Origin of the sequence: Pseudoalteromonas rhizosphaerae (assembly GCF_902498845.1) — a bacterium.
Taxonomy (GTDB): Bacteria; Pseudomonadota; Gammaproteobacteria; order Enterobacterales; family Alteromonadaceae; genus Pseudoalteromonas; species Pseudoalteromonas rhizosphaerae.
This window is the reverse complement of sequence record NZ_CABVLM010000001.1, coordinates 696,459-710,273: the sequence shown is the minus strand read 5'-3', so window position 1 is coordinate 710,273 and position 13,815 is coordinate 696,459. Positions and strand designations below refer to the sequence as shown.

Below are 13,815 nucleotides of genomic sequence, written 5' to 3'. Positions count from 1 at the left end.
GGTTTTTGCAGTTCTGCAAAAAAACCGTTAATTTGACAAAAATATGTTGTATTTTAATCCAAAATGGCATTACCATCAGGAATAAAATATTCATAAATAAAATAAGCAATTCAGCTTTGGAGCCTACTGTGTTAAATAAGTTTGCCATATCATCAATTCTCTTTGGACTAGGGTGTTTATTACCAATGAAATCGACCTTTGCAGCGACCAATTTAACCCTTGAGCAACAGCTTGGCCAAAAGCTGATGCTCGATTTTCGTTATTATTGTGAGCAAGACAGCGAGAACACACCTGAGCAAAAATGCCGTAATGCAGTCACTGAATTACCTGCAGATTTAGCCAAGGTGATCACTAAACATAATATTGGTGGGGTGATCTTATTTGCTGAAAATATCGATAATATTGCGCAAATCGTTAAATTAAATAATGCTATGCAACAAGCTGCGGCAAAGTCGAGCTTAGGCGCACCATTATTTATTTCAATTGACCAAGAAGGCGGACGTGTTGCACGTATTCCTCGTGATATTGCCACTTCATTTACTGGTAATATGTCGATTGGCGCAAGTTATGCGGTTCACGGCACCAAGTTTGCTACACAATCTGCACAAGTGATTGCTGATGAATTAAAAGCCATTGGTGTGAATGTTAACTATGCACCAACTGTTGATGTAAACATGAACCCTGATAACCCGGTTATTAATGTGCGCTCATACGGTGAAGATCCAACACTTGTGAGTATTTTAGGTGGCGCACAAGTTGCTGGCTTTGAAGGTAATGGCGTAATTACCTCACTGAAACACTTTCCAGGCCATGGTGATACAAACGTTGATAGCCACACCGGCTTGCCAAAAGTAATGCACGATAAAGAAACTATCTGGGAAAAAGATTTACCTCCGTTTCAAACTATTATTAAAAAGCAAAACCCTGGCATGATCATGACTGCGCATATTCAGTACCCAGCACTGGATAGCAGCACATTTGTTAGTAAAGATGGCAAAACCATGATCAAACCTGCGACGATGTCGCATAAAATCATCAGCGAATTATTACGCGATGAAATGGGCTATCAAGGTGTAGTGATCACCGATGCGCTAGATATGGCTGGTATTAGCCACTTTTTCGAACCAATTGAAGCCGTTGTAAATACCTTTGCTGCCGGGGTTGATATTGCTTTGATGCCAATTGAAATTCGTAGTCCAAAAGATTTAGTCGTATTAGATAAACTGATCAGCCGCTTAGTGAGCGAAGTTGAAAAAGGTAATTTACAAGCCGACGAAATCGCTATCTCTGCTCAACGCATCATCAATTTAAAAAGTAAATTTAAACTGACCACAGAGCTTGCCGAATCGTTAGCAATGCAAAAAGCACAACTTATTCTCGGTGATGATAATCATCGCAAAGTCGAAGCTGAGCTGGCTCTTGCCGCCATTACCCAAGTTAAAAATGACCAGCACACCTTACCGATTAAACTGACGAAAAATAGTAAAGTACATATCATCATGCCTGATACCCGCAAGTGTTTAGCGCTACAACAGGCGATTGCAGAAAATACTCAGCAACCACTAGCATTTAGCTGCACCAGCTTACAAGGCTTTGAGCCCACTGCGACGTTAAAAGCAATCAATGAAGCGGATATCATCATTGCAGGCAATGCATCACCAAACCAAAGCGCGGTAGAAATTGGCGGCATGGATGACCTTGCTGATAACCCTGCATTTGCAATTGCAAAATCGGCGCAAGGTCCGGCACTTGAAAAACTGCTTCAGCAAGCGCAACAAGCTGATAAGAAAACCGTTTTTGTTAGTTTACGAGCACCATACGATATTGCCACATTTGGCCAATATGCGGATGCAATTTTAGCAACTTATGCGTATAACATAGATGTAGATAATGATGTTAAAGTAGCAGGGCCAGCTTTTACTGCTCTTGCAAAAGTACTAGTTGGTAAAAAGCCTGCGCAAGGTACTTTGCCTGTTACCGTCAGTGGCATTAACAACAACTAAAAGTTTACGAGGATACTATGCAACATAACGCATCACTTACTACGCCTTACGCTATTCGTAATATGATCAGGAATGAAGATTATACCGGTAGTACATCGGGCTTTGTTCCCGGCTTTGTACAGGCTAATTTAGTGATTTTGCCCCAGCGCTATGCGTTTGATTTTTTACAATTTTGCCAAGCAAACAAAAAAGCGTGCCCAATTGTAGCAAGTAGCCGCACGCCTGGAGCTACCAGCATTCCAAATGTTGCTCATGATTTAGATATTAGGACTGACATACCTCGCTATCGTATTTTTAAAAATGGCCAATTGATTGAAGAAGTAACGAATATCAAAGAGCAATGGCGCGACGACTTGGTCACTTTTTTAATTGGTTGCTCGTTTTCATTTGAAGAGTCGTTAAAGTTGGCGGGCCTAGAAATACGTAATATTACGGAAAATAAAAATGTACCTATGTACATGACTAATATTCCTTGCGAAAGCGCCGGTATATTTCATGCTAACATGGTCGTTAGTATGCGACCGATGAAGCCGGCAGATGCGATTCGGGCAATCCAAATATGTAGCCGCTTTCCAGATGTGCATGGAGCGCCAGTTCACTTTGGGGATCCAGCTGCAATAGGTATTAAAGATATTAATCGCCCTAACTTTGGTGAATCTGTCACCATTAAAGACGGTGAAGTACCGGTATTTTGGGCCTGTGGTGTCACGCCGCAAGTAGCCATAGCTAATGCTGCGCCTGATTTTTGCATTACACATAGCCCAGGTCATATGCTGATCACCGACATTCAAAACGCCCATATCTCGGCTTTTTAAACGGAAATAATGATGAAGCTCAATTGTGATTTAGGGGAAAGCTTTGGCGCATGGCAAATGGGCCTTGATGAAGAGGTAATGCCGCATATTGATATGGCTAATATTGCTTGTGGTTTTCATGGCGGTGATAGTGATGTTCTAGCACGCACCCTGATGCTTGCTAAACAACATAACGTCATTATAGGCGCGCACCCCAGCTATCCTGATAAACAGGGCTTTGGTCGTCGCTCCATGGCATTAACACCACAAGAGCTAAGCAATTGCCTGCATTATCAAATAGCCGCAATTGAAGGTATGGCAAAAGTACAAGGCCTCACTTTAGAGTATGTGAAGCCACATGGCGCGTTATATAACGATATGATGGCCGATAAAACAATTTTGACCACTGTGATGCAAGCTGTTGCCAGTTACCCGAGCCCTTTAAAACTAATGCTTCTCGCCACTGCGAAAGCAGAGCAACATCAACAACTTGCTCAAAAATATCACCTTGAATTAATTTTAGAAGCATTTGCTGATCGCCAATATACCGATGACGGTCAATTAGTATCACGGAAAATTGCTGGTAGTGTACATGATAAACCTGCGCTAATAGCGCAAGTTAAACAGTTACTCGCCACCGGCTGCGTAACCACACAATCGGGCAAACAACTGCCTTTACACGCCGACAGTTTATGTGTGCATGGCGATAACGCTGCAGGCATTGCCCTTATTCAAGAGATAAAAGCGTTATGCCACACTCGTTAAGTGATGAACAATTAAGTCAAGCAATCGAAACCATGATGGTAGAACAAAACCTACGTGGTATGCAAAATCTCTATGCCTATCAACAGACAGGTACTTATCTGCGCGCTGCAAAGTCGTTATTTGATGCCAAAAGTACGGTACTCATTGGTACCGGTTTTGCCGTCAAGCAAACCTTTGAAACCGATGGCCCTGTAGGCGCCATTGCTTTATACAATGCTTTAATTACGCTGGGTAAAAATCCTATTTTAGTCTGTGGAAACCCCCTTTACAGTGCACTGAAAAATGAATTTAACTGTTTTGAATTGCCACTGAATAATTTTACTGATGCAATGGCTTTTAGCAAAGCTGCGCTGGCTGAATTAAAGCCAGATTGCGTATTGTCTATCGAGCGCCCCGGGCTGTGTCACGGCAATAAATATTACAATATGCGTGGTATTGATATTTCGGCTGATTGTGGTTGTTTTGATTTTTTTGTCAGCCAAGCCTCCTGCCCAACTGTAGCTATTGGTGATGGCGGTAACGAAATAGGGATGGGCAATTTATCACAATATATGACCGAGCTGAGCATTATGCCATGCCTTACTTGCTGCGATGAACTGCTGTTAGCGGATGTATCAAACTGGGCAGCTTACGGCATTATTGCGTTTTTAAGCCGCTGGCATAGCCAAGACTTACTCGCAGAAGTCGATACTTTAGCAATCCTGCAATATTTGAGTGAACGTGGCAGTGTAGATGGCGTTACTCACAAAAACGAATTAACCGAAGATGGCTTACATGCTATGCATGGCCAACAACTCATCGCAAGACTACGTCAGCTTAGCGGTGTTGCCAATCAGAATGAGGATTTATAATGAGTACGGTGTATTTAAACGGCGACTATATGAACGCAGAGCACGCAAAAATATCGCCAATGGACAGAGGCTTTTTATTTGGCGATGGTATTTACGAAGTGATCCCTGCCTATAATGGCAACATGCTTGGCTTTGCAGCGCATATTGAACGCATGAAAAATGGTTTAAATGAACTGGAAATTGTACTCGATTATACAGCTGATACATGGCGTGAAATCTGCCAGCAGCTGTGTGAGAAAAATCACGGTGAAAACCTTGGTATTTATTTGCACGTTAGCCGTGGCGCTGATACTAAGCGTGCTCATGCTTATCCTAGTGGTATTACGCCAACGGTATTTGCCTACGCCTTTGAAATTCCAGCACAACCCGTTAGTGATATCGACAACGCCACGACTTATACTGTATCCGTTGAGCAAGATAAGCGCTGGCAGCGTTGCCACATCAAGTCAACCGCATTACTCGGCAACGTGATTCATTACCAGCATGGTGCGGCTGCTGGCAATAAAGAAACCATTTTATACAATCGCTTAGATGAGCTTACCGAAGCAAGCTCAAGTAATGTGTTTATTGTTAAAGATGGCGTGATCAGCACCCCCCCATTGGATAACCAAATTTTACCGGGTATCACTCGCTGGTTAATTTTAACGATATTACACAGCCACAGTGACTTTAAAGTTCAAGAACGTATTATTACTAAGCAGGAACTATTTGCAGCCGATGAAGTATGGATCACCAGTGCCACAAAAGAAGTTGGCCCAGTGGTAAAACTCAACGGTCAACTGGTCGCTGATGGCAAACCAGGGAAAATATGGCAACAAGTACAGAGCTTATTTACTGAACATAAGTTTGATTATTAATAGCGCTAAGTGGTAATTATAAAAGCCGGGTTTGTTAAGTAAACACGGCTTTTAAAATCCAATTAAATGTTCGCTTACTTAGGCTGATACGGCCAAACTTCTAGTACTCCATCACTGCTTTCGCTGACAATTGTTTTATTTTCTTTATCATACGCTACAGCTAAAACTGAGCCACGAATGCGCAGTTGTGTCGCTTTATACTCAGCCAATAATGTACCATCTTTTACACGCCATAATTGTATCGTGTTTTTCGGTGAGCCGGTAAAAAACCTTTTATCATCATTTACAAACCGCGAGTGGTTAAACTCTATAAAATTAGTAAATATATTTAGCTCAGCTTTTTTAATACCGGTGTTTAAATCAAGAAATATACGATCATCAACAGAATCTATCGCAAAACCTAAACTTGCATTTTCGTTTATACTGACATGATTAACACGAGTCGCTAATTTGAACTCTTTTAAAATAGTGCCATCTTTCGTTGACCATAAATAACTAAACTTATCGCTTGAACCGCTTAATGCTGTTTGTCCATCTGCAGATAGTGCTACAGAATTAATATCAAGGCGATGAACTTGAAATAGCGTATTTTGCTTCGTTAGAGAGTTGATCACATCAGCTTCACAGCTACGATAGCCTACCACTATTAACTGACCGTTTGCTGATATTGCAATATCACGAGCAATGTTTTTCCCTGTTGACCAACTACCCAGTAGTTGACCATTTGCAACTGAAAATAATATTAATGCTAAAATAAATATGTTAGTAAATCTCTTAACCAAAGCTCAGCTTAAATAGTCATAGCCTTTACTTTATTTATGAAGTTATTAGTGTATTATCAAAGCCTTACTAATGGCACTAAACAAAACAGCAAAATGTTATGGATTTTTCTCTTTATACTAAACTGAGCCCACAACTTAGTCATAATAGTTATTGTTGTGAGTTTGACAGTAGCAGTTTTATTGACAGTGACTTTTTAAATTATCAGATTGTGTTACCGCAACAACTACAAAAGGCTGTTGTTAAACGAAGAGCTGAATACCTCGCCGGCCGTTTTTGCGCAAAACAGGTGTTAACCGCCCTCAATATCCCCTGTTTTGATATTATCTCAGGCCCCGATCGCGCGCCCATATGGCCTAAAAACATTATTGGTAGCATTACCCACACGCAAGGGATCGCAATGGCCATGGCATGTCAGCACACTGATATCGCTGGAATTGGTATTGATATAGAGCAACTAATGAGTGCCAAACAAGAGCTAGAGCTACAAAAGCAAATTTTGCATCCTGATGAATATCCACTTTTTAGGCGATTGGCTGGGCAGCTTTCACATCCATTAACCGTCATTTTTTCAGCAAAAGAAAGTATTTTTAAAGCACTATATCCAAGCGAAAAGCAATTTTTTGGTTTTGAAGCTGCACAGCTAATTGCTTTTAATCAGCAACAATTGCAGTTTAAAATTACTAAAACGCTCGCAGAGCAAGTGCCTCAAGACACTTACGTAACCGTTTTCTATCAATGTAATAAAAGTGTAGTACTCACCGAGTGTGAATTTACTATCGCAGCTCAACCACTCAAAAATACTAATGTCGGCAAGTAGCCACTAATAATCAATCAGGTATTCATCGCATGATGGTGTACCTTTGGGTTTTGTTATTCTATAACGGTTAGGTGCGATAATTAATAACAAGGAATTAAAATGAAATTGATTGCCCCCGCAGCCCTCCTAACCTCGCTGTGTTTTTCAGTATTAGCCAATAATAACCTGCAAACTTTTCAACTAGAAAATGTATTCGACCTTGAATATGCCAATCAAATTGAAATGACTAACGACGGTAAAACCGTCTACTTTGTTCGTAATCGGATGGACATTAAATCAGATAGTAAAGTTAGTAATATTTGGTCTGTCGACAGTAGTTCAAAGCAATTACAACCGCTTACATCGGGTGTACATATGGATTACTCCCCTGTCTTGTCGCCAGACCAATCACGTTTAGCGTTTATTTCAACTCGTGATGGCAGTAGCCAAATTTATGTAAAATGGCTAAAAACAGGCGCTGTTGCAAAAATTAGTAATCTTACTCAAAGCCCTGCAAGTTTGCAGTGGTCACCTAATGGTCGGCAATTACTGTTTAGCCAATTTGTACCAAGTAAAGTTAGTTCTCCTATTAACTTACCAGGCAAGCCTGAAGGTGCCAGCTGGGCAGAGCCTGCTAAATTTATTGATGACGTATATTATCGTGCCGATGGCGGCGGTTATACCAAGCCTGGTTTTCGTCATTTGTTTACTATTGAAGCCAATGGCGGTAATGCCCGTCAGTTGACCTCTGGCGACTTTGACCATGGCGGGCCAGTTAGCTTTTCTGAAGATGGTAACAGCCTTTATTTTTCGGCTAATCGCCATGCTGACTTTAAACTCAAACCAACAAATTCTGAAATATATCAGCTGACATTAAATGACCTACAAATAACAGCGCTTACCGACCGAGAAGGTCCTGATCAGCAACCGCAAATATCACCAGATGGGCGTTATCTTGCCTATACCGGTTATGATGATAAACGTACCAATTATGAAAATACCCAGCTATATATTCGCGATTTAAAATCGGGTGATACCACAAGTTTAACCGCTGATTTTGACCGCAGTGTCGAGCAAATTAAATGGGCTGATAATTCTAGAGGGCTTTATTTTAGTTACGCCAGTGAAGGCCAAACCGCACTCGCTTATCAACCACGTAGCGGCAAACGAAAAGTGATCACACAAAAAATAGGGAGTGTTTCCTTCGGTCGCCCTTATTCTGGTGGTGACTTTGATATAAGCGACGATGGTGATGTGGCAATCACGCTTGCTGATACCCAACGTCCTGCTGATATAGCAATAGTTAAAAATGGTAAAACACAACGTTTAACAAAATTAAATGACGACGCGCTTGGTAATAAACAGCTGGCAAAAGTAGAAGAAATTTGGCTGAAATCAAGTTATGACGACTTACCAATTCAAGGTTGGGTCGCCTACCCTCCTGAGTTTGATAGTAGTAAAAAATATCCCCTTATTTTAGAAATACACGGCGGCCCTGTCGCTAACTACGGTCCACACTTTAGCGCTGAAATACAATTATTTGCCGCTAAAGGTAATGTGGTTTTATATATGAACCCGCGTGGTAGTGATTCATACGGGAAGGAGTTCGCGCAAACTATTCATCACAATTATCCTAGTAACGATTTTGATGACTTAATGACTGGCGTTGATGCGCTTATTGGCAAAGGTTTTATTGATCAGTCAAAACTATTTGTAACCGGTGGCTCTGGTGGCGGTGTACTTACGGCGTGGATTGTTGGCCATACCGACAGATTTGCCGCCGCTGTTGTTGCCAAGCCGGTGATCAATTGGATCAGCTTTGTACTAACTGCTGACTTCTACCCATTCTTTGCCGATTACTGGTTCCCAGGTAAGCCATGGGATCATATTGAGCATTATATGAAGCGCTCGCCAATTAGCTATGTTGGTAATGTTAAAACACCAACCATGCTACTCACTGGTGAAGCGGATTACCGCACTCCTATTTCTGAGACCGAGCAATTTTATCAAGCATTAAAGCTACAAGGAGTTGATACAGCAATGGTACGTATTCCTGATGCATCACATGGCATAACAAAACGGCCGTCAAACTTGATGGCTAAAGTCGCTTATATTCAATGGTGGTTTGATAAACATAGTAAATAGAAATTAGTTAGCGGCGAGAGTAAAGTTAACAAGTTGCAAGTGTGAAGCTAGAAACCGTAGCTTGGTCCTTAGCAACTTTTACTCTCGCTAATTTGTCACTAGTCAAATCCCCTGTAAACCCCCTTTACAAAAAGTGAGTGCTCATTCACATATTCTAAAGTTTACACAAATATCGGACTTTGTAAAAAATCGAGTTAGTAAAATTTCGGTTTATGACATTTTTTGGTCATTGAGTTAGTAAAAAATCGGTTTGAGTCACTGTTTATGGCGTTTAAGTTGGTAAAAAAGTGGTTTGTAGTCGGTTAGAGTTGGTAAAAAATCGGTTTATATTTTCTGATTAATGGCTAATAACGGCCATTTTTATCAAAATCCCCCCTTTCCAAAGAGCTAAAAGCTGATTAAATCGCTAAATTGATAAGAAATACCGCCAAAAAATTTACTTGATAAAAATCTGATCCAAAAATTGAAAGTAAATCTGATGCTAGTTAAATACTGATCCAAGCCTTAGTTAAAATCTGATCTGAGCGGTAAAGTTAGCAGGTGTAAAGCTGTATATCCTGTGTAATTGCTAGCATCAAAAAAAGGGCCTTGCGGCCCTTTGTAACATTGTTGAGTTGGACTGTTATGTTAGAACTGGTTCATAGTGTTTGCTTCGCCGCCAGCTTTAAGCGCATTTTCACCTGAGAAGTACTCTTTATGGGTATCTCCCATGTTAGAACCTGCTAAGTCTTGATGCTTAACGGATGCTTGTTCGCGGCGAATTTCTTGACGCTGCACATCACGTACATAAGCCAGCATACCTAAGTCACCAAAGTAGCCTTCTGACAGAATATCAGTGCTCAATGCAGCCGTGTGATAGGTCGGTAGCGTAATTAAGTGGTGGAAAATACCAGCTTCGCGCGCGCCATCACGTTGGAAGTTTTGTACTAACTCATCTGCTGCGACTGCAAGTTCAGTTGCATCCATCTCTGGTGCCATTAGCGCCTTATTATCATCAATGCTTGGATAAGCAGATAAGTCTTTACCTTCGTCTAACCACTGTTGATAAACTTGCTCGCGGAATTTCAATGTCCAGTTGAAAGAAGGTGAATTGTTATAAACCAGTTTAGCGTCAGGAACTTGCTCTTTAACCCGATTAACCAGTTCAGCAATTTGTTTTACATGTGGTTTTTCAGTTTCAATCCACAGTAAATCAGCACCCGACTGCAAGCTGGTAATGCAATCTAGTACAACACGGTCTTTTTCTGTGCCTTCGCGGAATTGGTATAAACCATTATCAAGGCGAGTCGGCTTACATAATTGGCCGTTCAGCTTCATTGCCGTATCACCTTCATTTAAATCTTCAACACCGTTAATTGGCGTGGTTTCTAAAAACGCATTGTACTGACTAGCAAGGTCGCCAGGTGTTTGTGATACCGGCACTTTTTGGGTCAAGCTAGCACCAAGTGAGTCAGTACGTGCGACAATAATACCGTTATCAATACCCAGTTCTAAAAAGGCATAACGCACGGCGTTAATTTTTGCTAAAAAGTCTTCGTGTGGCACAGTTACTTTACCTGCTTGGTGACCACATTGTTTCGCGTCTGAAACTTGGTTTTCGATTTGGATAGCACATGCCCCCGCTTCAATCATTTTTTTAGCGAGTAGGTAGGTTGCTTCTTCATTACCAAAACCAGCATCAATATCTGCGATGATCGGCACCACATGACTTTCAAAGTTATCTATTTTATCAAGTACCGCTTGTACATCACCACCAGTTGCTTTGGCGTTATCTAAGTCTTTAAATAAATGGTCAAGTTCACGAGCATCGGCTTGTTTTAGGAAAGTATAAATTTCTTCAATCAACGCCGGTACTGAGGTTTTTTCGTGCATACTTTGGTCCGGTAGTGGGCCGAACTCAGAGCGCAGCGCAGCAACCATCCAACCGCTTAGGTATACGTAGCTACGCTTAGTGGTTTTTTGGTGACGTTTAATCGCCATCATCATTTGTTGGGCAGTAAAACCATGCCAGCAACCAAGCGATTGTGTGTATTGGCTGGTATCAGCATCATATGCAGCCATATCTTCACGCATGATGTCAGCTGTAAACTGAGCGATGTCTAATCCCGTACGAAAACGATTTTGCAAACGCATACGACTTGCGTATTCAGGATTAATTGCTTGCCATGTTTTACCTTGTGCTTGACAAAGTGTAGCTAAAGTATCGGTTTCACGTTGATAAGTAGTCATAATAAAAAATCCTCTGAACGGGTTAAAACTAAATTTTATTTATATGGTTGTGTGAGAGGCTAAGAGTTAATGCTCTGTAGCGCTTAAATCAACATTAGGCCGATTTATTGGATTTAGTAAATTTATAGTTGTTATGCTGGCTATATATTTAGTGAATGGCTAAAAGAACACCTATTGCGTATTTTTAGGTTATGGTTAACAAAAGATTGCTTACATGCAGTCAATTGCACCGTGACCGTTTAAAAGGATATCGATTATGACACTCTCTCACAGCCAATTTGGATTAACAGTAGATAACCAATTAGCCGATTTTGTTAACCAGCAACTGCTACCCGGTACAGGTATTAGCGAACAACACTTTTGGCAAGGATTTGCTGAAATTATTGATGATCTTAGTCCGCTTAACCGTGCATTATTAGTTAAGCGTGAAGACCTACAACACCAAATTGATAGCTATCACCTAGCAAATAAACACTGGGATGCAGCGCAATACCAACAGTTTTTAACTGACATTGGTTATTTAGTCCCTGAGCCCGATAATTTTTGCATTGAGACAGAAAATGTTGAGCCTGAAATAGCCCGCACAGCTGGCCCTCAGCTGGTTGTGCCAGTAAGTAATGCACGCTTTGCACTTAATGCCGCTAACGCACGCTGGGGGTCGTTATACGATGCCTTATACGGCACTGATGTACTTAGCGAAGAAGATGGCGCTGAAAAAGGCAGCAACTATAATCCTGTTCGCGGTTTTAAAGTAATGGCCTACGTTAGGCAGTTTTTAGATAAAGCGTTACCACTTGAAAATGGCTCACATATTGAAAGTACTAATTATTCGGTAGTTAATGGGCAGCTCATCATCACCTTACGTGATAGCTCACAAACAGGCTTAAAACAACCAGCGCAACTTGTTGGTTTTCAAGGTGAAGCGCAAAACCCCAGGGCAATTTTATTACTCAGTCATGGCCTCCATATAGAGCTACAAATAGATCATAATCATAGCATTGGTGCCGCCGACAAAGCGGGCTTAAAAGACGTCCTCCTCGAAGCTGCACTTACCACCATTATGGATTGTGAAGACTCCGTTGCCGCCGTTGACGGCGAAGATAAAGTGCAAGTTTATCAAAATTGGTTAGGCTTAATGAAAGGCACTCTCGCTGAGTCATTCACAAAAGATGGCAAAACGATTGAGCGTACACTCGCCAAAGACCGCAGTTATTCAGGTATTGATGGGAAACCGCTAAGTCTAAAAGGGCGTAGTATGATGTTTGTGCGTAATGTTGGCCATTTAATGACAAACCCGGCGATTCAAGATAGCCAAGGCCGCGACGTATTTGAAGGTATCATGGATGCAATGATCACGGTCACTGCCGCACTGCATGACTTAAATGGCAATAGCCCGGTAAAAAATTCAACTGCAGCCAGTATCAATATCGTCAAACCGAAAATGCATGGTCCTGAAGAAGTTGCTTTTACCAATACATTATTTAGTCGTATTGAACAGCTTTTACAGTTACCGAAAAACACTATCAAAATGGGCATTATGGATGAAGAGCGCCGTACATCGGTGAACTTAAAAGCCTGTATTAATGCTGCTAAACAGCGTGTGGTATTTATCAATACTGGCTTTTTAGACCGTACAGGTGATGAAATTCATACCTCAATGCAAGCAGGTGTAGTATTACCAAAAGCAGCTATTAAACAACAACCTTGGATCAATGCTTATGAAGACAGAAATGTCGATATCGGTTTGCAAACCGGGTTAAGTGGTCGCGCACAAATAGGCAAAGGTATGTGGCCAATGCCCGATAAAATGGCGTTGATGATGGAGCAAAAAATTGCCCATCCGCAAGCAGGCGCTAATACTGCCTGGGTGCCCTCCCCTACTGCAGCCACCTTACATGCTATGCACTATCATGACGTTGATGTGTTTGCCTGTCAAAAAGCGATTGCCCAGCGACAACAAGCTAGTTTAACAGAACTATTAACTCCGCCTTTGATGGTTGATCCTAATAGTTTGAGCAAAGAAGATATTCAGGCAGAGCTGGATAACAATGCTCAAGGTATTTTAGGTTATGTAGTACGTTGGATTGATCAAGGTGTAGGCTGTTCTAAAGTGCCTGACATTAACCATATAGGATTAATGGAAGATAGGGCTACACTGCGTATTTCAAGCCAACATATGGCTAACTGGTTGCAGCATGGGGTATGCACGCAGGCACAAATAGAAACTACTATGGCGAAAATGGCAAAAGTAGTGGATGGCCAAAATGAAGGGGATCCGGCTTATGTTAATATGGCCGATTCAGTGCAAAGCTTAGCACAAAGTATTGCATATCAAGCTGCATTAGCCCTTGTATTAGAAGGAGTTAAACAACCCAGTGGTTATACTGAACCATTGTTGCATGCGTTTCGTATAAGATACAAAGCGCAACAATAACTCCCCTTCGAGTTTGTTAGTGTCATATTGCCAGCCCTCGGGCTGGTTTTTTTTGCTTAAATTATCCTTTAACCATAACTTTGCTGAATAATCAGCATTCAGCAAAATAAGCTATCAACAACAAAAAAGCACATTTCAGCAATGAAATGCGCTTTTGT

The 13,815-nt window shown here is 41.3% G+C and carries 10 protein-coding genes; 8 read left to right on the top strand and 2 right to left on the bottom strand.

The window, feature by feature from the left end:
• Positions 1 to 185 precede the first annotated feature (185 nt).
• Genes PSR9079_RS02905 through PSR9079_RS02885 form a run of 5 tightly spaced genes read left to right on the top strand, consistent with a single transcriptional unit; the run spans position 186 to position 5,270 of the window.
• Entirely contained in the window at positions 186 to 2,003 is a 1,818-nt protein-coding gene (locus tag PSR9079_RS02905; RefSeq protein ID WP_149980358.1) for a glycoside hydrolase family 3 protein, read from the top strand.
• Between the two features lie 17 nt (positions 2,004 to 2,020).
• The gene (locus PSR9079_RS02900) at positions 2,021 to 2,818 is read left to right on the top strand and encodes a putative hydro-lyase (protein ID WP_149980357.1); all 798 of its coding nucleotides are present in this window, start codon (positions 2,021 to 2,023) and stop codon (positions 2,816 to 2,818) included.
• A gap of 12 nt (positions 2,819 to 2,830) precedes the next feature.
• Positions 2,831 to 3,562 (top strand): 5-oxoprolinase subunit PxpA, encoded by a 732-nt coding sequence (locus tag PSR9079_RS02895; protein ID WP_149980399.1) that lies wholly within the window; start codon positions 2,831 to 2,833, stop codon positions 3,560 to 3,562.
• A complete protein-coding gene (locus tag PSR9079_RS02890) occupies positions 3,547 to 4,413 on the top strand; it encodes a glutamate cyclase domain-containing protein (RefSeq protein WP_149980356.1) in 867 nt (288 codons plus the stop codon). The genes PSR9079_RS02895 and PSR9079_RS02890 overlap by 16 nt, the downstream gene beginning before the upstream one ends.
• Positions 4,413 to 5,270: an aminotransferase class IV gene (locus PSR9079_RS02885; protein WP_145238837.1), complete on the top strand. Its 858-nt coding sequence runs from the start codon at positions 4,413 to 4,415 to the stop codon at positions 5,268 to 5,270. The genes PSR9079_RS02890 and PSR9079_RS02885 overlap by 1 nt, the downstream gene beginning before the upstream one ends.
• Before the next feature lie 74 nt (positions 5,271 to 5,344).
• Here PSR9079_RS02885 and PSR9079_RS02880 read toward each other — a convergent pair whose 3' ends face one another.
• Positions 5,345 to 6,052, bottom strand: a complete 708-nt coding sequence (locus tag PSR9079_RS02880) for a WD40 repeat domain-containing protein (protein WP_149980355.1) — start codon at positions 6,050 to 6,052, stop codon at positions 5,345 to 5,347.
• A gap of 98 nt (positions 6,053 to 6,150) precedes the next feature.
• On the opposite strand from PSR9079_RS02880, the gene PSR9079_RS02875 reads away from it, so the two are divergent.
• Positions 6,151 to 6,870, top strand: coding sequence for a 4'-phosphopantetheinyl transferase family protein (locus PSR9079_RS02875; RefSeq protein WP_149980354.1), 720 nt, complete (start codon positions 6,151 to 6,153; stop codon positions 6,868 to 6,870).
• Positions 6,871 to 6,969: 99 nt separating this feature from the next.
• Entirely contained in the window at positions 6,970 to 8,994 is a 2,025-nt protein-coding gene (locus PSR9079_RS02870; protein WP_149980353.1) for a S9 family peptidase, read from the top strand.
• A 627-nt stretch (positions 8,995 to 9,621) separates the two neighbouring features.
• On the opposite strand, the gene PSR9079_RS02865 is transcribed toward PSR9079_RS02870, so the two are convergent.
• The gene (locus PSR9079_RS02865) at positions 9,622 to 11,223 is read right to left on the bottom strand and encodes an isocitrate lyase (RefSeq protein WP_145238853.1); all 1,602 of its coding nucleotides are present in this window, start codon (positions 11,221 to 11,223) and stop codon (positions 9,622 to 9,624) included.
• Positions 11,224 to 11,479: 256 nt separating this feature from the next.
• Between PSR9079_RS02865 and PSR9079_RS02860 the strand changes: the two genes are divergently transcribed.
• Positions 11,480 to 13,657 (top strand): malate synthase G, encoded by a 2,178-nt coding sequence (locus PSR9079_RS02860; protein ID WP_149980352.1) that lies wholly within the window; start codon positions 11,480 to 11,482, stop codon positions 13,655 to 13,657.
• Positions 13,658 to 13,815 lie beyond the last annotated feature (158 nt).

Bases quoted from the DNA above. Each gene is read 5' to 3' on its own strand.
- PSR9079_RS02905 (WP_149980358.1), top strand. From the start codon at position 186: ATGAAATCGACCTTTGCAGCGACCAATTTAACCCTTGAGCAACAGCTT.
- PSR9079_RS02900 (WP_149980357.1), top strand. From the start codon at position 2,021: ATGCAACATAACGCATCACTTACTACGCCTTACGCTATTCGTAATATG.
- PSR9079_RS02895 (WP_149980399.1), top strand. From the start codon at position 2,831: ATGAAGCTCAATTGTGATTTAGGGGAAAGCTTTGGCGCATGGCAAATG.
- PSR9079_RS02890 (WP_149980356.1), top strand. From the start codon at position 3,547: ATGCCACACTCGTTAAGTGATGAACAATTAAGTCAAGCAATCGAAACC.
- PSR9079_RS02885 (WP_145238837.1), top strand. From the start codon at position 4,413: ATGAGTACGGTGTATTTAAACGGCGACTATATGAACGCAGAGCACGCA.
- PSR9079_RS02875 (WP_149980354.1), top strand. From the start codon at position 6,151: ATGGATTTTTCTCTTTATACTAAACTGAGCCCACAACTTAGTCATAAT.
- PSR9079_RS02870 (WP_149980353.1), top strand. From the start codon at position 6,970: ATGAAATTGATTGCCCCCGCAGCCCTCCTAACCTCGCTGTGTTTTTCA.
- PSR9079_RS02865 (WP_145238853.1), bottom strand. From the start codon at position 11,223: ATGACTACTTATCAACGTGAAACCGATACTTTAGCTACACTTTGTCAA.
- PSR9079_RS02860 (WP_149980352.1), top strand. From the start codon at position 11,480: ATGACACTCTCTCACAGCCAATTTGGATTAACAGTAGATAACCAATTA.